The organism is Mycobacterium sp. E3305 (assembly GCF_001666785.1).
GTDB lineage: Bacteria > Actinomycetota > Actinomycetes > Mycobacteriales > Mycobacteriaceae > Mycobacterium.
This window is the reverse complement of the sequence record NZ_LZJA01000059.1, coordinates 1-23,391: the sequence shown is the minus strand read 5'-3', so window position 1 is coordinate 23,391 and position 23,391 is coordinate 1. Positions and strand designations below refer to the sequence as shown.

At 68.6% G+C, this 23,391-nt stretch carries 16 protein-coding genes, 1 pseudogene and 1 riboswitch; of the genes and pseudogenes, 8 read left to right on the top strand and 9 right to left on the bottom strand.

Going from position 1 to position 23,391, the window contains the following annotated elements; translation table 11 throughout:
• Positions 1–13: 13 nt before the first annotated feature.
• The 4 genes from A5701_RS05985 to A5701_RS05970 form a co-directional block, all read right to left on the bottom strand.
• Entirely contained in the window at positions 14–694 is a 681-nt protein-coding gene (locus tag A5701_RS05985; RefSeq protein WP_067749808.1) for a YoaK family protein, read from the bottom strand.
• 46 nt (positions 695–740) lie between these two features.
• Positions 741–2,078 carry a phosphotransferase gene (locus tag A5701_RS05980; protein ID WP_067749806.1) on the bottom strand — a complete coding sequence of 446 codons (1,338 nt, stop codon included), beginning with the start codon at positions 2,076–2,078 and terminating at the stop codon, positions 741–743.
• The gene (gene treS / locus A5701_RS05975) at positions 2,075–3,847 is read right to left on the bottom strand and encodes a maltose alpha-D-glucosyltransferase (protein ID WP_067749840.1); all 1,773 of its coding nucleotides are present in this window, start codon (positions 3,845–3,847) and stop codon (positions 2,075–2,077) included. The genes A5701_RS05980 and treS overlap by 4 nt, the downstream gene beginning before the upstream one ends.
• A gap of 121 nt (positions 3,848–3,968) precedes the next feature.
• Entirely contained in the window at positions 3,969–5,012 is a 1,044-nt protein-coding gene (locus A5701_RS05970; RefSeq protein WP_067749804.1) for a S1C family serine protease, read from the bottom strand.
• 142 nt (positions 5,013–5,154) lie between these two features.
• On the opposite strand from A5701_RS05970, the gene A5701_RS05965 reads away from it, so the two are divergent.
• Both A5701_RS05965 and A5701_RS05960 read left to right on the top strand, forming a co-directional pair.
• Positions 5,155–5,568: a TIGR03668 family PPOX class F420-dependent oxidoreductase gene (locus A5701_RS05965; protein ID WP_067749802.1), complete on the top strand. Its 414-nt coding sequence runs from the start codon at positions 5,155–5,157 to the stop codon at positions 5,566–5,568.
• A gap of 142 nt (positions 5,569–5,710) precedes the next feature.
• Positions 5,711–7,870, top strand: coding sequence for an elongation factor G-like protein EF-G2 (locus A5701_RS05960; RefSeq protein WP_067749800.1), 2,160 nt, complete (start codon positions 5,711–5,713; stop codon positions 7,868–7,870).
• Between the two features lie 4 nt (positions 7,871–7,874).
• Here the strand turns inward: A5701_RS05960 and A5701_RS05955 are convergent, their stop codons facing one another.
• Complete coding sequence (locus A5701_RS05955) at positions 7,875–9,464, bottom strand: FadD7 family fatty acid--CoA ligase (protein ID WP_067749798.1); 1,590 nt, start codon at positions 9,462–9,464, stop codon at positions 7,875–7,877.
• 257 nt (positions 9,465–9,721) lie between these two features.
• Here A5701_RS05955 and oxc point away from each other — a divergent pair, with 257 nt between their 5' ends.
• The gene (gene oxc / locus A5701_RS05950) at positions 9,722–11,452 is read left to right on the top strand and encodes an oxalyl-CoA decarboxylase (RefSeq protein ID WP_067749797.1); all 1,731 of its coding nucleotides are present in this window, start codon (positions 9,722–9,724) and stop codon (positions 11,450–11,452) included.
• Here oxc and A5701_RS05945 read toward each other — a convergent pair.
• Positions 11,436–12,368, bottom strand: a complete 933-nt coding sequence (locus A5701_RS05945; protein ID WP_067749837.1) for a LysR family transcriptional regulator — start codon at positions 12,366–12,368, stop codon at positions 11,436–11,438. The two genes, oxc and A5701_RS05945, sit on opposite strands and share 17 nt — an antisense overlap.
• A 398-nt stretch (positions 12,369–12,766) precedes the next feature.
• On the opposite strand from A5701_RS05945, the gene A5701_RS05940 reads away from it, so the two are divergent.
• From A5701_RS05940 to A5701_RS05930, 3 genes are all read left to right on the top strand, one after another.
• The gene (locus tag A5701_RS05940) at positions 12,767–13,522 is read left to right on the top strand and encodes a L,D-transpeptidase family protein (protein WP_067749835.1); all 756 of its coding nucleotides are present in this window, start codon (positions 12,767–12,769) and stop codon (positions 13,520–13,522) included.
• Positions 13,523–13,664: 142 nt separating this feature from the next.
• The gene (car, locus tag A5701_RS05935; RefSeq protein ID WP_067749795.1) at positions 13,665–17,255 is read left to right on the top strand and encodes a carboxylic acid reductase; all 3,591 of its coding nucleotides are present in this window, start codon (positions 13,665–13,667) and stop codon (positions 17,253–17,255) included.
• Positions 17,256–17,450: 195 nt separating this feature from the next.
• On the top strand, positions 17,451–18,395 hold the full coding sequence (locus tag A5701_RS05930; RefSeq protein WP_067749831.1) for an NADP-dependent oxidoreductase: 945 nt from the start codon (positions 17,451–17,453) through the stop codon (positions 18,393–18,395).
• On the opposite strand, the pseudogene A5701_RS28755 reads toward A5701_RS05930, so the two are convergent.
• A pseudogene (locus A5701_RS28755) lies at positions 18,387–18,596 on the bottom strand (manganese transporter); the annotation flags it as partial. The gene A5701_RS05930 and the pseudogene A5701_RS28755 overlap by 9 nt on opposite strands.
• 129 nt (positions 18,597–18,725) lie before the next feature.
• Positions 18,726–18,935, bottom strand: a complete 210-nt coding sequence (locus A5701_RS28000) for a hypothetical protein (RefSeq protein WP_156669942.1) — start codon at positions 18,933–18,935, stop codon at positions 18,726–18,728.
• A gap of 273 nt (positions 18,936–19,208) precedes the next feature.
• Positions 19,209–19,394: riboswitch (M-box (ykoK) riboswitch) on the bottom strand.
• A gap of 125 nt (positions 19,395–19,519) precedes the next feature.
• Between A5701_RS28000 and A5701_RS05925 the strand changes: the two genes are divergently transcribed.
• On the top strand, positions 19,520–20,179 hold the full coding sequence (locus A5701_RS05925; protein ID WP_067749793.1) for an O-methyltransferase: 660 nt from the start codon (positions 19,520–19,522) through the stop codon (positions 20,177–20,179).
• On the opposite strand, the gene A5701_RS05920 is transcribed toward A5701_RS05925, so the two are convergent.
• Positions 20,176–22,230, bottom strand: a complete 2,055-nt coding sequence (locus A5701_RS05920; protein ID WP_197504926.1) for an acyltransferase family protein — start codon at positions 22,228–22,230, stop codon at positions 20,176–20,178. The two genes, A5701_RS05925 and A5701_RS05920, sit on opposite strands and share 4 nt — an antisense overlap.
• 310 nt (positions 22,231–22,540) lie before the next feature.
• Here A5701_RS05920 and A5701_RS05915 point away from each other — a divergent pair.
• The coding region (locus A5701_RS05915) for an alcohol dehydrogenase catalytic domain-containing protein (RefSeq protein WP_067749789.1) at positions 22,541–23,391 on the top strand (851 nt) is incomplete at its 3' end.

Genomic DNA, 23,391 nt, shown 5'->3' with positions numbered 1-23,391 from the left:
ATGCTTTTTGGGTTCAGTCGAGCAAGGCGCGGCGATCCTGGTGAAAGTACGTGTATCCAGTTGTCAACGCGCACACGGACGAAGCGACCACCAGCATCCACGTGCCATTGACCACCAGGCTGATCAAGCCGCCGACCGTGGCGCCGAAGACGAAGCTGGCGAACAGCAGAAAGTAGCCGAGCCAGTCGGCCAGCGTTCCACCGGCGATGTGGCGCTCGATGCCCTGCCCCATCTTGACCAGCGTTCCGGTCACGTAGCTCAGCGGAACCGACACCTCGCCGTCTTTGACGAATGACGTGTTCAATGCGCCAATGCCGAACGCCACCAACGTGATCGGCGCGAAATCGAGGAAGTTTTCCTCCCACCCCTCGTCGAATATGTCCAACGCGGTGGCGGCGAACAGGCTGAAGGTCGTCAGCACGGTGGGCCCGTGCGGGTGCGCCACCCAGAAATGCCGCCGGCACACCGACGCGACGACAACGCCACCGACGAAGCACACGATCAGCAGGCCCGCGCTCACGGAGAGCAAGACATCGCCCCGGAAGTAGCCGAGCGCGGCGCGCTGCGCGTTGCCGGTCATGAAGGTCACGAAGTAGCCGGCGGAGTGCGTGAAAGCCGTTGCCCCCAGCACACCCGCCAGCGCCGCCAGCACCCAGGACAGCCGCGCCTCGCTGTCGAAGATCTCCTTTGTCACACGGACATGGTTTCAGATGCCCGCGCTACTCGCAGATCAGAGTTTGCTATGAGGCGGTGAGCCTGGCGATGGAGCGCAGCGGGATCGGCAACCAGCCGGGCCGGTGCCGCGCCTCGTAGCCGGCCTCGTACACGGCCTTGTCGAGCTCGTAGGCGGCCAGCACGTCAGCCGCATCCCGCGGGTCGCTTCCCGACGCGGCGGCGTAGCCCTCGCAGAACGCGGTCCTGTTGCGTTCGACCCATTCGCGGGCGCGGGCGGCCAGTTGTTTGTCGGCCGCCTGGTCGACCAACGGCCCGTACGCGGCGTATTCGAAGGACCGCAGCACGCCGGCCACGTCGCGCAACGGTGAATCCGGCGCGCGGCGCTCGTCGAGCGGCTGCCCCGGTTCGCCCTCGAAGTCGATCAGCAGCCAGCTCTCGGGGGTGCGCAGCACCTGACCGAGGTGCAGGTCGCCGTGCACCCGCTGGACGGTGATCGGCTGGTCGGCGAGCTTGGCGAACCGCTCCTCGATGGTCGAGGCGTACTCCCGCAGCTCGGGCACCTTCGCGACGGTCGCAGCCAGCCGCGCCAGCACGGTGTCCACCGGGAACGCCGACTCCGCCGTTCCCAGCGACTCGGCCAGCGTGGCATGCACCGACGCCACGGCCTCGCCGAGCCGGCAGGACTCGCCGGCGAAATCGCCCCCGACCTCGTGGGCGTACAGGTCGCCCTCCGCGAACAGGTCGCGGACGCTGGCGGTGGCCATCGCCCACCCTTCGGCGGCGTTGGACGCGAACTCGGTCACCATGCCGAGCGGCCACGCCTCGTCCGGGCCGGCCAGCTCGTAGGTGCCCAGGAGCCGGGCCACGTGCGGGTTGCCGGCGCGGGCCAGCACCCGGTTCAGCTCGATGTCCGGGTTGATGCCGCTGTTGACCCGCCGAAACGCCTTGAAGATCGCCGCGCGGTCGAAGATGACGCTGGTATTGCTCTGCTCGGCGTCGGAGACGTGCGGCATCGCCTCCATCGGCAGCTCGACGTCGGGCTCCTTGACGAACCGCACCTCGGTGCCCGCCGCCGTCAGAACGGCCGACGAGTCGATCAGCGACAGCAGAAAACGGGGGGCGTCGGTGTCGTAGAGGGCGTCGAAGCCCGTGCGGTCGCCTGCGGCGCCGATGGTGGCCACCGTGCTGTACTCGGAGACCGGACCGGCGTCCCATTGCACCATGACCTGGTAGCGCTCGGATGAGCCGTCGGCGTACTGCGCATCGACCAAGACCAGGTCCAGGTCGTCGCGGAGCGGGACGACCACGGCGGCCTCGGCGGAGGTCAGCTCCCGGTTACGGCCGGCGTACCACCGTTGCTGGGGCAGCCAATCCGACCAGGGCAGCTTGGCAGGATCAGTCATGCGTCCTCCTCACATGCAGTCAGCTGGAACCAGTAGAAGCCGTGTCCCGGCAGCGTCAGCAGGTAGGGCAGGTGCCCGATCCGCGGGAATTCGACGTGCCCGGTCAGTTCCACCGGCGTGCAACCGCTCCAGTGCTGCAGGTTCAGTTCGATCGGCTGCGGGAACCGCGACAGGTTGTTGACGCACAACACCGTGTCGCCGCCGCCCGGCACCTGGCGCACGAACGCCAGCACCGACGGGTTGGAGCCCCCCAACTCCTCGAATGTGCCGATGGCGAACGCCTCGTGGCGGCGCCGGACGGCGAGCATCATCCGGGTGAAGTTGAGCAGCGACGTCGAGGTGTCGCGCTGGGCCTCGACGTTGACGGCCTGATAGCCGTAGACGGAGTCCTGGCTGGCCGGCAGGTAGAGCCGGCCGGGGTTGGCCTTGGAGAACCCGGCGTTGCGGTCCGGGGTCCACTGCATCGGGGTGCGCACCCCGTCGCGGTCACCCAGCCAGATGACGTCGCCCATGCCGATCTCGTCGCCGTAGTACAGGACCGGTGAGCCGGGCAGCGACAGCAGCAGGGCGGTGAACAGCTCGATCTGGTTCCGGTCGTTGTCCAGCAGGGGTGCCAGGCGCCGCCGGATGCCGACGTTCGCCTTCATCCGTGGGTCCTTGGCGTACTCGGAGTACATGTAGTCGCGTTCTTCGTCGGTGACCATCTCGAGCGTCAGCTCGTCGTGGTTACGCAGGAAGATGCCCCATTGCGCCATCTCGGGAATCTCCGGCGTCTGCCCCAGGATCTCCGAGATCGGAATGCGCGATTCCCGGCGGACGGCCATGAAGATGCGCGGCATCAGCGGGAAGTGGAACGCCATGTGGCATTCGTCGCCGCCGGTGCTGGTGTCGCCGAAGTACTCGACCACGTCGGCCGGCCACTGGTTGGCCTCGGCCAGCAGCACCCGGCCCGGGAACTCGTCGTCGATGACCTTGCGGACCCGCTTGAGGAAGGCGTGCGTCTCGGGCAGGTTCTCGCAATTGGTGCCCTCCCGTTCGAACAGGTACGGCACGGCGTCCAGCCGGAACCCGTCGATGCCCAGGCCGAGCCAGAAGCGCAGCACGTCGATCATGGCTTCCTGGACGGCGGGGTTTTCGTAGTTCAGGTCCGGCTGGTGCGAAAAGAACCGGTGCCAGTAGAACTGTTTGCGCACCGGGTCGAAGGTCCAGTTGGACTCCTCGGTGTCGACGAAGATGATGCGGGCGTCGGTGTACTTCTCGCTGGTGTCGCTCCACACGTAGAAGTCGCCGTACGGGCCGTCCGGGTCATGCCGCGACTCCTGAAACCAGGGGTGCGAATCCGATGTGTGGTTCATCACGAGGTCGGTGATCACCCGGATGCCACGCTCGTGCGCGGCGTTCAGCAGTGCGACGAAGTCCTCGACCGTCCCGAACTCGGGCAGCACCTTATAGAAATCCCGGATGTCGTACCCGCCGTCGCGAAGCGGCGAGTCGTAGAACGGGGGCAGCCAGATGCAGTCGATGCCGAGCCACTGCAGGTAGTCCAGGCGTCCCAGGAGCCCGCGCAGGTCGCCGGACCCGTCCGCGTTGGCGTCGAAGAACGCGCGGACCAGCACCTCGTAGAACACGGCGTGCTTGAACCACGTCGGGTCGGTGGGTAGCGCGGCGGCGTTGTCGAAGTCGTCGGAGTCGGGATGCTCGACGACACCCCCCTCGACGTGACTTCCGCCTCCGGGATGGTGCTCGACAGCTTCTCGTGCGTCGTTCATCAAATCCACGCTGCCACGGGTACCCGAGGCGCGACATTCGGAATCACGCTCGCTGACATGTGACGAAACACCCATGGCGCCAATGGGATTGAGCGCCAGTCGGGTACTGTCCGCGCGGGTGTCAGGCCGGCGGCCCTTCGGCCAGCGTCACATTGACGGTGCGGTCGCCGCCCGCCGCGGCGCGATAGTGCACCGCGATCGTGTCACCGGGATGATGCGGGACGAGCACGTCCGTCATCGAGGTGGCCCCGCTGATCGGGACGCTGTCGATCCCGGTGATGACGTCACCCGGGGCGATGCCGGCCGCGCCGGCGGGACCGGTGTTGACCACCCGTTCGACGCGCGCGCCGTTGCCGTTGTCGGTCACCCCGAGCCCGAGGAAGGCGGTCGGGCCGATGTGCACGGTGTTGGAGCCGGCGCCGGACCGGATCTGGCCGGCCACCCCCATCGCCCGCCCGATCGGGATGGCAAAGCCCTGCCCGCCCGACATCTTGTAGTTGTCGGTGGCGGCGGTGTTCATGCCGACGACCTGTCCGGCGTTGTTCACCATCGGCCCGCCCGAGTCGCCGGGCCTAATCGGCGTGTCGGCCTGGATCAGGCCGCCCAGTGACTCGTTCGCGCCGGTCAACGTGTCGGTCGCCGAGACCGACTGGTTGAGCGCGATGACCTTGCCGGACACCGCGCTCGGCGTTCCGCCCTGACCACCCGCGTTGCCCATCGCGACGACGGGCTCGCCCACCGAAACCCCGCCGCCGATCGCGGCGGTCGGCAGGCCGGCCGCCCCGCGTAGCTGCAGCACCGCGACGTCCTGGCTACGGTCGTAGCCGACCACGTCGACGGCGTACGTCTGCCCGTTGCCGACGTCGAAGGCACTGATGTCCGTCGCGCCGGAGATCACGTGATTGTTGGTCAGCACGACGCCGTTGGGGTCGATGACGATGCCGGTGCCGGCGCCCACCGCGTTGTTGTAGCCGAACTTGGTGTTGATGTTGACCACCTGTGGCCCCACCTGGCCGGCCAATGCGGCCGGGTCGAGGGGGGCCTGTGGGGCGGTGAACGGTGATGCGGCGGCCGGCACGGTGCCCAGACCGAGGCCCAACCCGACCACAGCCAGCACGCTGATCAGCCATGACCACCAGACCGAGCGGTGGTGCGATTTGCTCATCCCGTCACCCTTCCTGCTTCGCGGTAAACACAAACTGTGTCGGCCTTGCGGTTCTGGGCGGCACAACTGTGTGTATATAACCGTAATGCAGGTAGCTATTCATGGCAGTGGCAAGGTTGGGTTCGGCGCCTAGGCTGACACGGTGGGCGAATTCGACCCGAAGGCCAGGTTGGCGCGTTCCCCGGTCGCCCGGCTGGCCACGATCACGCCCGATGGTCTCCCCCACCTGGTGCCGGTGGTATTCGCGGTGGCCGACCCGGCCGACGTCGTGTACACCGCCGTCGACGCGAAACCCAAGACGACGCGGCGGCTGCGGCGGCTTGCCAACATCGAACACAACCCCCACGTGAGCCTGCTGGTCGACCACTACGCCGACGATTGGACGCAGTTGTGGTGGGTCCGGGCCGACGGCACGGCCACCATCCACGCCGGCGGGCCGGCGATGGAGTCCGCACACCGGCTGCTGCGCGCCAAATACCCTCAGTATCAGTCCGTTTCGCTGAACGGGCCGGTGATCGCGATCGCGGTGCACCGCTGGTCGGGCTGGCACGCCTGACGGCAGACGCAATTGTGGCCGGCCCGTGGCCTTGTGTTGGGCCGCGGTTGGGGGAAAAGTTGCTTCTGGATCCTGTGAGCCAGGACACACCACGCTGGGCGCACCCCTCGGCGACGCGGCCGGGGAGAACTGGAGGAACGTCATGGCGGACAAGGCGAATGCTTCCCAGGGCGCGGCGGCCGCCCCCACCGCGAACGGTCCCGGCGAGGTGCGCAACATCGTCCTGGTGGGACCGTCCGGTGGCGGCAAGACCACCCTGGTCGAGGCGCTGTTGGTCGCCGGCGGGGTGCTGACCAGAGCGGGCTCCGTCACCGACGGCAGCACGGTGTGCGACTACGACGACGCCGAGATCCGCCAGCAGCGGTCCGTCGGCGTTGCCGTCGCCTCCCTGGCCCACGACGGCATCAAGATCAACCTGGTCGACACGCCCGGATACGCCGACTTCGTCGGCGAGCTGCGGGCCGGCCTGCGCGCCGCGGATTGCGCGCTGTTCGTGATCGCGGCCAACGAGGGTGTCGACGAACCCACCAAATCGCTGTGGCAGGAATGCGACCAGGTCGGCATGCCCCGCGCCGTAGTGATCACCAAGCTCGACCACACCAGGGCCAATTACTCCGAGGCGCTGGCCGCCGCGCAGAACGCGTTCGGCGACAAGGTGTTACCGCTCTACCTCCCGACCGGCCTGCCGTCCTGCGAGGGCCTGATCGGATTGTTGTCGCAGACGCGCTACCACTACTCCGGCGGAAAGCGGACCGCAGAGCAGGCCGATCCGGCCGACGCCGACCGGATCGAGGAGGCGCGTGGCACCCTGATCGAGGGCATCATCGAGGAATCCGAGGACGAATCGCTGATGGATCGCTATCTGGGTGGTGAGTCCATCGACGAGGCGGTCCTGATCGAGGACCTGGAGCGGGCGGTCGCCCGGGGTTCGTTCTTCCCGGTGATCCCGGTGTGCAGCAGCACCGGCGTCGGCACGCTGGAATTGCTGGAGGTCGCCACGCGCGGCTTCCCGTCCCCGATGGAACACCCACTGCCGGAGGTGTTTACGCCGCAGGGCGCGCCGCACGCGACGCTGACCTGCGACCCCGACGCTCCCCTGCTGGCGGAGGTGGTGAAGACGACGTCGGACCCCTACGTCGGAAGGCTGAGCCTGGTCCGGGTGTTCTCCGGGACCATCAGGCCCGACACGACGGTCCATGTGTCGGGCCATTTTGCGTCCTTCTTCGGCGCGGTCAACGGCAACGGCAGCACGCACCCCGACCACGACGAAGACGAACGGGTCGGGGTCCTGTCGTTCCCGCTCGGCAAGCAGCAGCGCCCGGCCACCGCCGTGGTGGCGGGCGACATCTGCGCCATCGGCAAGTTGAGCCGGGCCGAGACCGGCGACACCCTCTCGGACAAGGCGGAGCCACTCGTCCTGAAACCGTGGACGATGCCCGAACCGTTGCTGCCGGTGGCGATCCAGGCGCACGCCAAGACCGACGAGGACAAGCTGTCGGTCGGACTGGGCCGGCTGGCCGCCGAGGATCCGACGCTGCGGATCGAGCAGAACCAGGAGACACACCAGATCGTGTTGTGGTGCATGGGCGAGGCCCACGCCGGGGTCGTCCTCGACGCGCTCGCCAACCGCTACGGCGTCACCGTCGACACCGTGGAACTGCGCGTACCACTGCGAGAAACCTTCGGCGGCAAGGCAAAAGGGCATGGTCGCCACGTCAAGCAGTCGGGCGGGCACGGCCAGTACGCGGTGTGCGACATCGAAGTGGAGCCGCTGCCGGAGGGGTCCGGATTCGAGTTCGTCGACAAGGTGGTCGGCGGGGCGGTGCCCAGGCAATTCATCCCGAGCGTGGAGAAGGGTGTGCGCGCGCAGATGGAGAAGGGCGTGCACGCCGGCTATCCCGTCGTCGACATCCGGGTGACCCTGCTCGACGGCAAGGCCCACAGCGTGGACTCGTCGGACTTCGCGTTCCAGGCGGCGGGCGCCCTGGCGCTGCGGGAGGCGGCCGCGGCGACGAAGGTGAGCCTGCTCGAGCCCATCGACGAAATCTCGGTACTGGTCCCCGACGACTTCGTCGGCGCGGTGATGGGCGACCTGTCGGGCCGGCGTGGCCGTGTCCTCGGCACCGACACCGCGGGCCACGAACGCACGCTGGTCAAAGCCGAGGTGCCCCAGGTGGAGCTGACGCGCTACGCGATCGACCTGCGTTCGCTTGCCCACGGGGCCGCGTCGTTCACCCGCGGCTTCGCCCGTTACGAACCCATGCCGGAGGCCGCGGCCACCCGGGTGAAGGCCAGCGTCTGAGTCGTCAAGCCCCGGCGCCGAACTGGCCGGCGACGGCGCGGCGGTCCAGCGAGCCCTTCGCGGTATGCGGCAGCTCCGCCGCCTGCTGAAAGCTGGTCGGCACCTCGAAGGGGGCCAGCCGGTCCCGCCCGAACTCTGCGAGCTCCTCCGCGGTCGGTGCGACGGGGCCCCGGGGAACGATCACCGCGGCCACCGCCTCGCCGTACAGCTTGTCGGGGACCCCGAACACGGCGACCTCCAGCACGCCGGGATGGCTGCCGAGCACGCCCTCGACGCGTTCCGGGGAGATCTTCTCCCCGCCCCGGTTGATCAGTTCCTTGATGCGGCCGCGAATGATCAGCTCGCCGGACGCCGACAGCGTTCCCAGATCACCGGTGCGCAGCCACCCGTCGGTGAAATTTGCCGCGGTGATCGCGGGGTCGCCGAGGTAACCCCGGACGACGGTCGGCCCGTGCAACCAGACCTCGCCGACCTCTCCCGCCGGCACGGGCGAGCCGTCGGATCCGGCGATCCGGATCTGCGGCCCGGTCGACCGGCCGACCAGACCCGCTGTGGCACCGGGGTTTTCGTCATGGCCGATTTCGGTCGTCGCCACCTGATGGGTGGCCTCGGTCATGCCGAAGGCGCAGACCACCGGGGCGCCGAACGTGTCCTGCAGCTGCTGTGCCGCTTCGGCGGTGAGTGGCGCGCTGCAGCTGCGGATGAATCGCAACGCGGCGTTGCCGGGTCGGTCGCCTCCTGCCCGCTCCAAGAGGATCTGATGGATCGTCGGCACCGCCGTGTACCAGGTGGCGCGGACGGCGTCGACGTCGTCCCAGAAGGTGTGGGCCGAGAACCGTCCACGCGCGGGCAACAACACCGCACCGCCGGACACCAGGGTCGCCAGCAGCGCGGCGAGCAGCCCATGACCGTGGTAGAGCGGCATCACTGCCACCGTGGCATCGCGCGGTCCGAGGCCGTATCCGGCGATGATCGCCCGCACCGAGGCGGCGATGTTGGCGCGCGTCCACGGGACCATCTTCGGCACCCCGGTGGTGCCGCCGGTGAACATGATCATGGCGTCGTCGTCGCGCAGCCCCTGGGGCGTCGAAAAGCCCTGCGCCGGAGGTGCAGTCGCGGCCAAGCGCACCGCCGGGGCGCTATCCGTAGCACCGGCCGTGACCGCGAACGGCCACCACGGCAGGTCGCGTTCGCCTTGGTCGTCGGGCGCGTCGCCGTCGATCAGCACCGCCCTGGCCCCCACGGCCTCGCTGCGGGCGCGCTGCTCGCCGACCGGCAGGGCCGGATCCAGTGGAACCGCAACCAGTTCGGCCCGCGAAGCCGCCAGCAGTCCGACGACGAATTCAGCGTTGCTTGCGGAGCGCAGCGCGACACGGTCACCCTCGCGGAGCCCGGCCTGTCGGAGCTGCCCGGCCAGGTCGTCCACCAGCTGGACTAGATCGCGGTAGCCGAGCGGTATCCGCTCGGCGGTGACGACGAGAGCGGGCGCCTCCGGGGACCGGCGGGCCACCTCCTCGACCAGATCCACGATGCGTGCATCCGGGATCTCCGCCGACCCCGCGGCTTCGCTGCTGACGATCGCCTCAGACCTCATCGCTTCGCTCCTTTACGCTTCGCCGTCACAAGCAACTGCTCGAACCATGCCGGGTGAGCCTCCCACCCGTCCAATACCGAATCACTCACGGCCGATAACCAACGGCTATCGACGCCCCGAAACCGCGGCTGACTAGCGCCGATAGACGACATGTATCGGCGCATAGCGGCCCCGTCTTGGACACCCGCCGGGCCCCGGCGTCAAAGTAAGGGCGCAGGCTTTGCTTCACCTCCGACCAGACGTGAGGAGTCACCACCATGACCGCAGTTTCGGCATCCCCCGGCCAGGCGCAGGGGTCCGCGCGGCTGATCGACGGATTCCACCTGGTGGTGGAGGCGCTCAAGGCCAACGACGTGCACACCGTCTACGGGATCGTCGGCATCCCGGTCACCGACCTCGCCCGCGTCACACAGGCGTCCGGCATCCGCTACATCGGCTTCCGGCAGGAGGGTTCGGCCGGCAATGCGGCGGCCGCGGCCGGATTCCTCACCGGCCGGCCGGGTGTGTGCCTCACGACGTCCGGTCCCGGTTTCCTCAACGGGTTGCCGGCGCTCGCCAACGCCACCACGAACTGCTTCCCGATGATCCAGATCTCGGGATCGAGCGATCGGGCGCTGGTCGATCTGCAGCGCGGTGACTACCAGGACATCGACCAGCTCAACGCCGCGCGACCATTCGTGAAGGCGGCCTACCGGATCAACCGGATCGAGGACATCGGGCGCGGCGTCGCGCGCGCCATGCGCTCCGCGATCTCCGGCCGTCCCGGCGGCGTGTACCTCGACATCCCCGGCGACGTGCTGGGGCAAGCCATGGACGCCGCGGCCGGCGCGGACACCGTCTGGCGGATCGTCGACCCGGCGCCCCGGCAGCTGCCGGCACCCGAGGCGGTCGAGCGCGCGCTGCAGGTGCTGGCGCGAGCGGAGCGACCGTTGATCGTGCTCGGCAAGGGGGCGGCATACGCCCAGGCGGACAACGTGATCCGCGAGTTCGTGGAGGCCAGCGGTATTCCATTTCTGCCGATGTCGATGGCCAAGGGCCTGCTGCCGGATTCACACCCGCAGTCGGCGGCGGCCGCGCGCTCGCTCGCGATCGCACGCGCCGACGCGGTGCTGTTGGTCGGCGCACGGCTGAATTGGCTTCTCGGGCATGGGGATTCGCCGCAGTGGTCGGCGCACGCCAAGTTCATTCAGGTCGACATAGCGCCGGCGGAGTTCGACAGCAATCAGCCGATCGCGGCGCCCCTGCCCGGTGACATCGGCTCGGTGATGACGGCGTTGCGTGACGGCTTGGCCGCCCGTCCCGTCACCGCGCCCGCGGAATGGACCGGGGAGCTCGCCGAGCGCACCGCCCGCAATGATGCCAAGATGCGCGAGCGGCTGGCCGAAGATCCGCACCCGATGCGCTTCTACAACGCGCTTGGCGCGATTCGCGCTGTGCTGCAGGACAACCCGGAGGCGTACGTGGTCAACGAGGGGGCCAACGCACTGGACCTGGCCCGCAACGTCATCGGTATGGAGCTACCGCGCCACCGGCTGGACACGGGCACCTGGGGCGTCATGGGCATCGGCATGGGCTACGCCATCGCCGCCGCCGTCGAGACCGGGCAGCCCGTGGTCGCGATCGAGGGGGACAGCGCGTTCGGGTTCAGCGGCATGGAAGTCGAGACCATTTGCCGCTACCGCCTGCCGGTGACCGTGGTCATTCTCAACAATGGTGGCGTCTACCGCGGCGACGAGGCACCCAACGGCTCCGACCCGGCACCGACCGTGCTCAACGCGCGGGCACGTCACGAGCTGATCGCGGAGGCCTTCGGCGGCAAGGGATATCACGTCACCACCCCGTCGGAGTTACGCTCGGCCCTGTCCGAGGCGATTGGCTCTCGCGGACCGGCGGTCATCGACTGCGAACTCGACCCGGCGGCGGGAGTGGAAAGTGGGCATCTGGCGAGCCTGAACCCGACCAGCAAGGCGGTCAACGCCGGTGGGTGATACGCGACAGTTGCACGTCGAAGAACTCGTTCAGCGACAGCTGCGCGGCGGAGGCGGCGAGCGCCCGGGCGATCGGCGACCCGGGGCCTGCGGAATTGGTCGCCAGGGCGATGTCCGCCGTGAGCACCGGGTCGACCATCTGCACCGCGCGGACCTCCGGGCCCAGCGGCGACGTCCACAACCAGGTGTGCGGCACGATGCACGCCCAGTTGCCCGCGGCGACCTGTGCGAATAGCGAAGCGACGGAGTCGGTTTCGACCTGGGGCGACACCTCTATGGCGTGGTCCGCGAATGCCTTGTCGATGATCTGCCGGTCCCGCATGTCCGCGGTGAGCAATGCCAGCGGCAGCTGGGCGGCCTCCGGCCAGGTCATCGTCGATGCGGCGGACCCCAACATGTCCGCGGGTGACAACAGCACATAGTGCTCCCGGTACAGCGGCACCAGATTCACCTCATGGGCCTCGTCGGGCTCTGCGTGCACGATCGCGGCGTCCAGTTCGAATTCCCGCAGCCGACGGTACAGTTCGGTGCCCGCCAGCCGGGAAAGGATGTGCACCTTCGCCAACGGGTGCTCGGAGCAGAACGCCGAGAGCACCAGCGACGCCGTCGTCGACGCCGTGGGCACCGTCCCCAACCGGAGCATGCCGGTGATGCCGGACCGCACCGCATGCACCTCGGCCTTGAACGCGTCGTGTTCGGCCAGAATCCGCCTGGCCCACACCACCAACCGCTCCCCTTCGGGCGTGAGGCCCTCGAAGCTGTGGCCGCGATTGATCAGGGTGACGTTCAGTTCCCGTTCCAGCTTGGCGATCGCGGCAGAGAGCGCCGGTTGGGAGACGAAGCATTTCTCGGCAGCGCGGGCGAAGTGGCGCTCCTGCGCGACCGCGACGAAATACTCCAGCTGACGGAAGAGCACCCGCACCTCCTCGGCCCGAAGGAGTTTTGCTGAGGCTAACGCGTCACCGGCGCCCCGGCCAATCAGCGGGCCGGCGAGGAAGCTCGGTGGAAAGCGGCGGCGCGGGCGGGCCGAACTCGGCCGCACCCCGAAAGCGACTGCGCTGGTGGGAAACCGCCCCGACGGCGGCAACCGCCGCGCAAGCGGGTCGTTTATCTCCAGCCCAAAATGGTAATCCCCGTCAGACCGGGCCAGGGTCCGCCATGAACCGAGCACCCAGTCAACATGGCGGAATCTACGCGATGATCGGATCGCTACCGCTGAGCGGCGAACCCGCCAGAGTTTGCTGAAAGCGACAGCGCCGGGGCAGCCAGTAGAATAATCTGGTGTTTATCGCACCATACCGAAGGGTGGACGCCATGCGCCGCGGTGTTCGTTATCTGTTTGTTATGGTCGCGATCACGACGCTGAGCCTCGTCGGAGCGACCGGCCGCAGCCACGCCGCCATTCCCGCTCCCCAACCCATGCCCGGCATCGCCGCGGTTTTGCCGGCCGACGGCGCGGTGGTAGGGGTCGCGCACCCGGTGGTGGTGACTTTCCGGGCACCCGTCGGTGACCGCGCCGCCGTCGAGCGGTCCATCCACGTGACGTCGCCGAGCAACACACCGGGGCACTTCGAATGGGTCAAGGACGATGTCGTGCAGTGGGTGCCGAACCAGTACTGGCCTCCTCACACCCACGTCTCGGTGGGTATCCAGGCCCTCACGACGGGATTCGACACCGGTGACGCGCTTCTCGGCGTTGCGAGCATCTCCGGGCACACCTTCACCGTCAGCCGAAACGGCGAGGTGCTGCGCACCATGCCTGCCTCGATGGGCAAGCCCAGCCGGCCCACGCCGGTCGGCAACTTCACCGCCCTGGAAAAGGAGCGGTCGGTCGTGATGGATTCGCGGACCATCGGCATCCCGCTGAGTTCACCCGAGGGATACAAAATCACCGCCCAATACGCCGTCCGCGTCACATGGAGCGGCGTCTACGTGCACTCCGCGCCCTGGTCGGTCGATTCTCAGGGCTACGCCAACGTGAGCCATGGCTGCATCAACCTCAGCCCCGACAACGCCGCGTGGTACTTCAACCAGGTGAACGTGGGGGATCCGATTCAGGTCGTCGCCTGATCCTGGCGGCGCACGCGCCCTTTTGAAACGCGGCGTGATCCAACCTTCCCCTCCCCTGTGACAACCGTCACAACGCTTGAACGGAAGACTGGCCCGCGACGGTGAGTTCCGGTAGGACGAGGACCCGAGCGAGAGGCTGTTCATGACCGGTGACGCGGCGCACGAAGAATCGAACGTTGCGGGTGCGAGCAGCGCGGCGCGCGAGCGGGTGGCCGACCGGATTCGCCGACTGGACGCGGGGGACGAGCAGTTCCGGAGCGCCAAGCCGGACCCGTCACTCCAGCGGACGGCCCGCCGGCCGGGACTGCGGCTGACCGAGATCCTGCAGACTTTCGTCGACGGTTACGCCGATCGTCCGGCGCTGGGCTGCCGGGCACGCTCGTTGGTCACCGATCCCGAAAGCGGCCGCACCACTGCGCAATTGCTCCCCCGGTTCGAGACCCTCAACTACCGCGATCTGTGGGCCAACGTAGGAGCGATCGCCACCGCATGGCGAAACGACACGGCTCACCCGGTGGCGCCCGGAGACTTCGTCGCCACAGTCGGTTTCGCCAGCGCCGAGTACCTGACCCTGGATTTGGTCTGCGGGTATCTCGGGCTGGTCGCGGTGCCCCTGCAGCACAATGCGGCGGCGTCCCGGTTGCGGCCCATCGTCGCCGAGGTCGAGCCGCGAGTACTCGCGGCGGGCGCCGGCTACCTCGACCTGGCCGTCGAAGCGGCGCTGGGCAGCGCGTCGGTGAGACGCCTGGTGGTCTTCGACTACTCCCCCCAAATCGACGATCAGCGCGAGGCTTTGGCGCGTGCGCGGGCGAAGCTTTCGGCCGCCGGCATGTCGGTGACGATCGAGACGTTCGACGAGCTGATCGAGCGCGGCCGCGCCCTGCCGCCCGAGCCGGCGTACGCCGGCGGCACCGACGAGCGGCTGGCCATGATCATGTACACCTCGGGCAGCACGGGGCTGCCCAAGGGTGCCATGTACACCGAGCGCATGCTGTGCAAGCTGTGGACCAACGAGCTGATGCCCGACTTCGCGGACACACCCGTGTTCAACGTCAATTTCATGCCGCTCAATCACCTCGGCGGCCGGATCCCCCTGTCGACTGCGTTCCAGGCGGGCGGCACCAGCTACTTCGTGCCCGAGAGCGACCTGTCCACGCTGTTCGACGACTGGAACCTGGTGCGCCCCACCGAAATGGGTTTGGTACCCCGGGTGGCGGAGATGCTGTACCAGCGCTACCAGAGTGCCGTCGACCGGCGGGTCGCCCAGGGGGCCGACGCGGAATCCGCGGAAGCCGAGGCGCGCACCGAGTTGCGCGAGCGGGTGCTGGGCGGGCGCATCGTCACCGCCTTCTGCGGCACCGCGCCCCTGGCAGCCGAGATGAGGGCCTTCGTGGAGAGTTGCCTGGAGGTCCATGTCCTCGACGGCTACGGGCTGACCGAGGTCGGGATGGTGACCAAGGACGGCCGGATCGCTGCGCCGCCGGTCTTGGACTACAAGCTCATCGACGTACCCGAGTTGGGTTATTTCCTTACCGACAAGCCCTTTCCGCGGGGCGAGCTGCTCGTCAAGTCGCTGACGGCCACGCCCGGATACTTCAAGCGCCCGGACGTCACCGCCAATGCCTTCGACGCGCAGGGCTACTACCGGACCGGTGATGTGATGGCGGAGCTGGAGCCGAACCGGCTCGCCTATGTCGACCGGCGCAACAACGTATTGAAGCTCGCCCAAGGCGAATTCGTCGCCGTCGCCAGCCTGGAGGCCGTGTTCAGCAGCGCGGCGCTGATTCGGCAGATCTTCGTCTACGGCAACAGCGAACGCCCGTATCTGTTGGCCGTCATCGTGCCGACCGCCGACGCGCTGGACAGGTTCGCCGGTGATGCCGACGGGATCAAGACCGCTCTGCACGAATCCCTGCGCCAGGCAGCCGGCCTCGCCGAGCTGCAGTCCTACGAGGTGCCCGCCGACTTTCTCGTCGAGGTCGAGCCGTTCAGTGAGGACAACGGTCTGCTGTCCGGGGTGGGCAAGCTGCTCCGGCCGAAGCTCAAGGAGCACTACGGCGACCGGCTCGAGCAGCTGTACGCGGACTTGGCCGCCAACCGGGTTTCCGAGTTGCGGGCGCTGCGAGAGGGAGCGGCGGATCGGCCGGTCATCGACACGCTGTCCCGCGCCGCCGAGGCGCTCCTCGGTCTCGCCGGCGGTCCGCCCGACCCCGACGCCCTGTTCATCGAACTCGGCGGGGATTCGCTGTCGGCGTTGACCTTCTCCAACCTGCTGCAGGACATCTTCGACGTCGAGGTGCCAGTGGGAATGATCATCGGTCCGGCCACCGATCTGGCTCAGCTCGCGGAATTCGTTGAGGCCGAGCGCCATTCGGGGTCACGCCGCCCGACGTTCGGGTCCGTGCACGGGAGGGACGCCACCGAGGCCCGCGCGACCGACCTCAGGCTGGACAAATTCCTCGACCCGAAGACGCTGGCCGACGCCCCCACCCTGCCGCGGGCCACCGGCACACCGCACACGGTGCTGTTGACCGGCGCCAACGGCTATCTCGGCCGCTTCCTGTGCCTGGAATGGCTGGAGCGCCTCGCCGAGACGGGCGGAAGACTGGTCTGCATCGTGCGCGGCACCGATGCGGCAGCGGCCGCCGAGCGTCTCGAAGGTGTCTACCGCAGTGGCGACCCGCATCTGGTCGATCGGTTCCGCGAATTGGCGGCCGACCACCTCGAGGTCATCGCCGGCGACATCGGCGAGCCGAGCCTGGGGCTGGACCAAGCGACGTGGGACCGGCTGGCCCGCAGCGTCGACATGATCGTTCACCCGGCGGCGCTGGTCAATCACGTGTTGCCGTACGACCAGCTGTTCGGGCCCAATGTCGTTGGCACCGCTGAAATCATCCGCCTGGCGCTCACCGCACGCATCAAACCGGTGACCTATCTGTCGACGGTCGCCGTGGCCATGTCCGTCGATCCGGCCCGGTTCACCGAAGACGGTGACATCCGCACGATCAGCCCGGTGCGGCCGATCGGATCCGGCTACGCAAACGGGTACGCGAACAGCAAGTGGGCCGGAGAGGTGCTGCTGCGCGAGGCGCACGATCTCTGCGAGCTGCCGGTCGCCGTCTTCCGGTCCGACATGATCCTCGCCCACAGCCGCTACGCCGGGCAGCTGAACGTTCCAGATGCCTTCACGCGGTTGATCTTCAGCCTGCTGGTCACCGGAATCGCGCCGTCGTCGTTCTACGAGCCCACCGGCACCGGCGACCGGGCCAGGGCCCACTACGACGGCCTGCCCGCGGACTTCGTGGCCGAGGCCGTGGCGGCGCTCGGCGAGCAGCTCGCGATGGCCCCCGACGAGCCGGAGCCGTCCGGGACGTTCCGCTCCTTCGACGTGATGAACCCGCACGACGACGGGATCTCCCTGGACGTGTTCGTGGACTGGTTGATCGCCGACGGCCACGACATCCGGCGCATCGAGGATTACCACGAGTGGCTCCGGCGGTTCGGCACGGCGCTCCGCGCCCTGCCGGACCAGCAGCGGCAACAATCCGTGCTGCCGTTGCTGGACGCCTACCACCAGCCGGAGCGGCCGCTGCGCGGGGCGCCGGCCCCGACCGACGTCTTCCGTGCGGCGGTCCAGGCCGCAAAGATCGGTGCGGACAAGGACATTCCGCACCTGTCGGCCGACTTGATCGCCAAGTACGTGTTCGACTTGCGGTTACTCGGGATGGTGTAGTGGTTAGCCGGGCAAGCCCCTCATGATCGCGACCTCTTGCTTACGTCCGACGTCGACCGCACCTCCATGGGCGTTCCTTCCGCGTCTGACGCCGCTGGTGCCTTCGCGGCCGCGCCACCAGACGGGCACTGGGCACCCGCCTTTGCGTGCCTATGCTGGCTGAGGGAAGGGATGCTCGCGGTGGGAGGAAACGACATGACGGCTGCTGCGGCGCGCGCCGTACGGTTCGACCGGTACGGGGGCCGGGAGGTGTTGTACGTGGCCGACATCGACATGCCTCGGCCCGGGCCCGGCGAGGTGGTGGTCGAGGTCCGCGCCGCGGGGATCAATCCGGGTGAGGCGGCTATCCGAAGCGGCGCGATGCATGAGATGTTTCCCGCGACCTTCCCATCCGGGCAGGGCAGCGACCTCGCCGGGGTCGTTACCGAGGTCGGCGCCGGGGTCACCGAATTCGCGGTGGGCGACGAGGTTTTGGGGTTCAGCTTCCGCCGATCCAGCCACGCGACCCACACGGCCGTCCCAGTGGGCCAGCTGATCCGCAAACCGCCCCAACTCAGTTGGGAGGTGGCGGGTTCGCTCTACGTCGTCGGCGTGACGGCGTACGCTGCCGTCCGGGCCGTGGCACCGCAACCGGGTGAGACGGTCGGCGTCTCGGCGGCCGCGGGCGGGGTGGGGGGCATCGCCGTGCAACTTCTCGCGCTCCGCGGGGCACGGGTGCTCGGCATCGCCGGACCCGACAACGCCGACTGGCTGCGCGCCCACGGCGCCATCCCGATCCCGTATGGGGACGGGCTGACCACTCGGCTGCGCGAGGCGGCACCGTCCGGGATCGACGCGTTCATCGACTTGTTCGGCCCCGACTACGTGCAGCTTGCCGTCGATCTCGGCGTCGCACCCGAGCGAATCGACACCATCATCTCGTTCCAGAAGGCCGCCGAGGTGGGCGCCAAGACCGAAGGCAGCGCCGAGGCGTCCACGCCGGAGGTGTTGACCGGGATAGCCGGCCTCGTCGCCGACGGCGCGATCGATTTCGAGGTCGCCGCCACCTACCCGCTGGATCGGGTCGCCGACGCCTACGAAGAATTGGAGAAGCGCCACACCCGCGGCAAAATCGTTCTGCTGCCTACGGATTCACAATGACGCGGCGGGGCCGACGACTCCCGCCTGCACGATCTTGACCACCACCAGGGCTACCGCGACGACTAGATAAGCCCGCAGGGTGAACAGCCCCGCCCGGCGGACCGCGCGGCGCTCCGCGCGGGTGAGCGTTGGGGTGTCGTCGAGCTCGTCGACCTGCTCGGGATCCAGGCCGCCCCCGAGCGCCCGTACGGCGGCCCCGGCTCCGTCGCGCCGATGCGGCCGAACGCACTGACGATGTCGCCGGCGGGTGGCGCGGCCGGAGTCGTTGGCGCGCTGACGGCGCCGAGGGCCTCGGATGACACGGGGGTCATGGTGTGTTCGCCCGAAGCGTCACCGGCGGTCGCCGGTCGAGGGGTGGCCGCCCAGCGAGGCCGTGACCACCGCGATCGGCATCCGCGACACGTACAGGTTCGCCCGCTCCTGGGGAGTCAGGGCGCTCCGCGCGTGCAGCTTGGTCGCCAGCAGGCGCGCCGACCGCAGCAATGCCCGGCCGCGCCCCCCGGTGCGACCGGTAACACGCTGTGTGACAACAAAAGCCATGATCTTCTCCTTCAGGGGAGGTCCGATCGGCTCAGATCAGGCGGACAGCGACGGCGAGCCGCGGGCGCGTTGAACGTGCCCGGATTGCCAGCGATGATCGCGAAAGCTCAAGCGGCAGAATGAATGCCGGAACCGGATCGGGACAAGACGGATTTCGGATAGGGACTATCGCCTGGACTCATCTCGCCCTCACCTCCTCACGGCCATGACACGCGCGGGTGTCATCACATGTCACCTGAACGAGGGAGGAGCGAATGCCGGCAACACGCCGCCGTCGCACCCCTCTCGTCGGAGCTTCGGCACTGCACGGCGTATCCGGAACTCCGTCGATGGCCGTTCCGGAAGCCACTTGGGCTCAACCCTTGGGTCCGGGAAGAGCTGTCCTGACCCGGGGCGTCTCTCGACGTTCGGGGTCAGTGGCCTGTGTCCGTGCAGACGCCTCACCTACCGAGGTGCTTGCGAAGACCTTTTTACACCGCGGCCCAGTGCCCGTCAAACTCATTTGCGTAGCCATTGCGGCAGGTCGTGGCCCCCGCCGCCGCTGCGCAGCCGCTCGCGCGCCGCCGACGCCTACCCTCGACGGCATGGCCAACACTCTCCAAGACCCGAAGGTCGCGTCCGTGCTCGACCGCATGTACACCGAAGCGCAGAACCAGATGTCGCCGTTGCGTCAGCGGATTGGTGACTTCGACCGGCCGATGACGGCGCAGGAGCGCGCCGACGCGATGAGCGAGTTCTACATCCCGGTCACGCCCGATGCCGGCCGGTTGCTCTATGCGCTGGTGCGCGCGACCCGTCCGGCGACGGTCGTCGAATTCGGCATGTCGTTCGGCATCTCCGCCGTCCACCTGGCGTCTGCGGTGCGCGACAACGGCGCCGGCCGAGTGGTGACGACCGAGCTCAACGACTCCAAGATCGCCGCCGCAAGACAGACATTCGCCAGCACCGGCCTCGACGACGTGATCACGATCCTCGAAGGGGACGCGCTGGCCACGCTGGCCACCCTGGACGGACCGGTCGACTTCGTCTTGCTCGACGGTTGGAAGGACTTGTACCTGCCGGTGATCGAGCTGCTCGAGCCGCGGCTGTCGACGGGCGCCTTGGTGGTCGCCGACAACGCCAGCGCCGCGGACACCCAACCGTATCTGGACCGGGTGCGTGATCCCGAGAACGGCTACGTCAGCTTCAACTTCGCGGTCCGGGACAGCGACAGCATGGAATTGAGCTGCCGCACCGGGGCTTAACGCAGCGATTCCTCGAGCCACGGCGTCAACCACTTCACCCCTTCGGGCGTGAGGTGGACGCCGTCGCTGCGCACCTTGATGCCGTCGACCTTGGCGGTGTAAACGCCGTCCGGGCAGAGCTTCTTGTTCAGGTCCAGGATCTGCACGTTGGGGTGATGGCTCACCGTCTTGCGCAGCATGGTGTTCCACAGATTGACCCGATCCGGTTGGTCCTCCGGATACAGTCGCCCGTCCGGCTTTTCGCCGCCCCTGCTGTAGGGCACCGTGGCGACCACCACGCGAACGCCGGTGGACCCCACGATGTTCAGCGCCCGCTCCAGCTCACCGTTGAGGTACGCGTCGAACGTGGGATCGCCGATGTGGGTCCACTGACCCTCGTTGACGCGGTCGACCGTTTCCCAACGGCCGATGACCAACAGCGCGACATCCGGTTGGTCCTGGGCGACCTGCGTCGCCCACCTGATCGGCCAACCGTCGCACTCCGGCCTCTGCTCCAGGGTTTGACCGATGTACCGATACGGCGTGCCGCGCACCAGGCTGCAGCCGATGACGGTGTGGTCGAGAAACGCGTATCCCGGCGTCGGCGGCAGGTAATGCATCCACGTCCACCCGATCGAATCCCCGAACACCGAAACGGTGAACGGCCGGTTGGGATCGCGGGGACCGGCGGGGCGGCCGCCGCCCGGCGGCGACGGGGACACGGCGGCGACCGCCGAGACTCCCGGCGGCAGGCCGGCCTCGCGCAGGCCGGGACCGGTCCCCACCGGGACCACCAGCAGGGTCACCGCGGCGGCGCTGGCCACGGTCGCCGCAGCCAACGGCAGCAGCGGTACCCGCGCCGGCCGCCAACGCCGGATCGGTTGCTCGATCAGCCACCAGGACGCCGCGGCCAGCGCCACCGTCGCAGCGCACCGCGCGGCGAACAGCGGCAACCCGTTCCATCCGGTGCGTTCGCCGTTGAGTGCCAGGAAGATTGGCCAGTGCCACAGGTAGACGCCGTAGGAGATGGTGCCCAGCCACACCAGCGGGGGCGCGGCCAGGATGCGGGCGACCACCCCGCGCTGCTCCAAGGCCACCGGCGCCACCACGACGACGGACGCAACCGCGACCCCGATGAGCAGACCGTGGCGGAATTCGCCGCTGTCGCCCGTCGCGTAGTGGGTCGCCGCCGCGAGTCCCGCCAGCCCGACGAGCGGCAGAACGCGGGCGACGCGCCGCGCCCACCGGGTTCGGATCAGGCACCAGCCGCGGTTCAGCGACGGCCAGTCGCGAACCAGCAGAGCCGCCGCCGCGGCGCCGGTCAGCAACGCCTGCGCGCGGGTATCGGTGCCGAAATACACGCGATCCCGGGTGCCGTCGGACACCATCACCATGGCGACCGCGGCCGAAGCCAGGGCCCCCAGGGTGGCGATGACGAACGTCGCGAATCGGACATCGCCGACGGTCGCGCGGGTGAAGCGGCGCCTCGCGCGCGCGGCCAACACCAGCGTCACCGCGATCAGCAGCACCGGCCACACGAAGTAGTACTGCTCCTCCACCCCGAGTGACCAGGTGTGCTGCAGCGGCGAGGGCGGGGCACCCTGCGTGAAGTAGTCGGTCTTCTGGGCGACGAACCGCCAGTTCGCCACCCACAGGAACGCCGCGATCGCGTCGTCGCGCAGGCCGGTGAGGGAGCGGTCGGGAAGGAGTTGGCGGGCGGCGCCCACGGTGAGCACCATCAGCACCAGGGCCGGCAGCAGCCGCCGTGCGCGGCGAATCCAGAAGCCGGTCAGCTCGATACGGCCGGTGCGGCCGAGCTCGTCCAGAAGCAGCGAGGTGATCAGGAATCCGCTGAGCACGAAGAAGACGTCGACACCGATGAATCCGCCGCCCACCCCGGGGATGCCGCCATGGCCGACCAGCACCAGCGCGACGGCGATCGCACGCAGCCCGTCGAGCGCCGGAATCCCGCTGCGCCGCTCCGGCTTGTCCCAGATCGCCAGCCGACCGACCCTGCGCACGGGAGCGACCCACCGGGTCCGCCGACCACGGCGAGCCGGCGCGGGATTGATCCCGCCCGGCTCAGCACTCGCGGTTAGCGCGCCCTGACCACCTTGTCGCCCGGCGCCATAGTTGATGCCGATACGTCGCTGCCCCTCCTCTTGATCGGAGCCAGCTTAAAGGCGCCGGTGGCGCTTGTGCGGAAGACACGCAACGGTTTTCCGACTTCGTCGGAAAGTTCGAGCCCGCGGGTTGAGGGCCGGCAGCGGCGGCGCGCCGACACGAACGCGCGCGCATGAGCGGCGCCGGTGCCCGCGCGGCTCGCGGCCGCCGCGACTAGGGTCGACAACGACCAATGATGATGCAGAGGAAGGCTCACCCATGCGCGGCGTCGTAATGCATGCCCCGGGGGACGTGCGAGTCGAAGACCGGGGTGATCCCGAGATAATCCATCCGACGGACGCGATCATCAAGATCTCGGCGACCTGCATCTGTGGTTCGGATCTGTGGCCGTACCGCGGCGCCGACGAGGTGCACAACGCCCCCATGGGACACGAATACGTGGGCATCGTGGAGGAGGTCGGCAGCGACGTCCGCAACGTCGCGCCCGGCCAATTCGTCGTCGGCTCCTTCGTCACGTCGGACAACACCTGCGAGATCTGCCGAGCGGGCTATCAGAGCCGCTGCGTGCACGGTGAACTCATGGGCAACATCGGCACCCAGGCCCAGTACGCGCGCATCCCGCTGGCCGACGGCACCCTGGTGGCCACACCCGAGATGCCGCCCGCAGAGATGATCCCGAGCCTGCTGGCGGCCTCCGACGTATTGGGCACCGGCTGGTTCGCCGCGGTGGCGGCCGAGGCCGGTCCCGGCAAGACCGTCACCGTGGTCGGCGACGGAGCGGTCGGACTGCTCGGCGTCCTGGCCGCCAGGCAACTCGGCGCCGAGCGGGTCATCGCGATGAGCCGGCACCGCGATCGCCAAGCGTTGGCCCGCGAGTTCGGGGCGACCGACATCGTCGAAGAACGCGGCGACGAAGGTGTGGCCAGGATCAAAGACCTGACGAACGGCCTCGGCGCCCACAGCGTCGTGGAGGCGGTCGGCACCCAGCAATCGATGATGCAAGCGATCTCCGCCACCCGACCGGGCGGTCACGTGGGCTACGTCGGCCTCTCGCACGACGTCGCGCTGCCCGGCGATGAGCTGTTCTTCTCCATGGTGCACCTGCACGG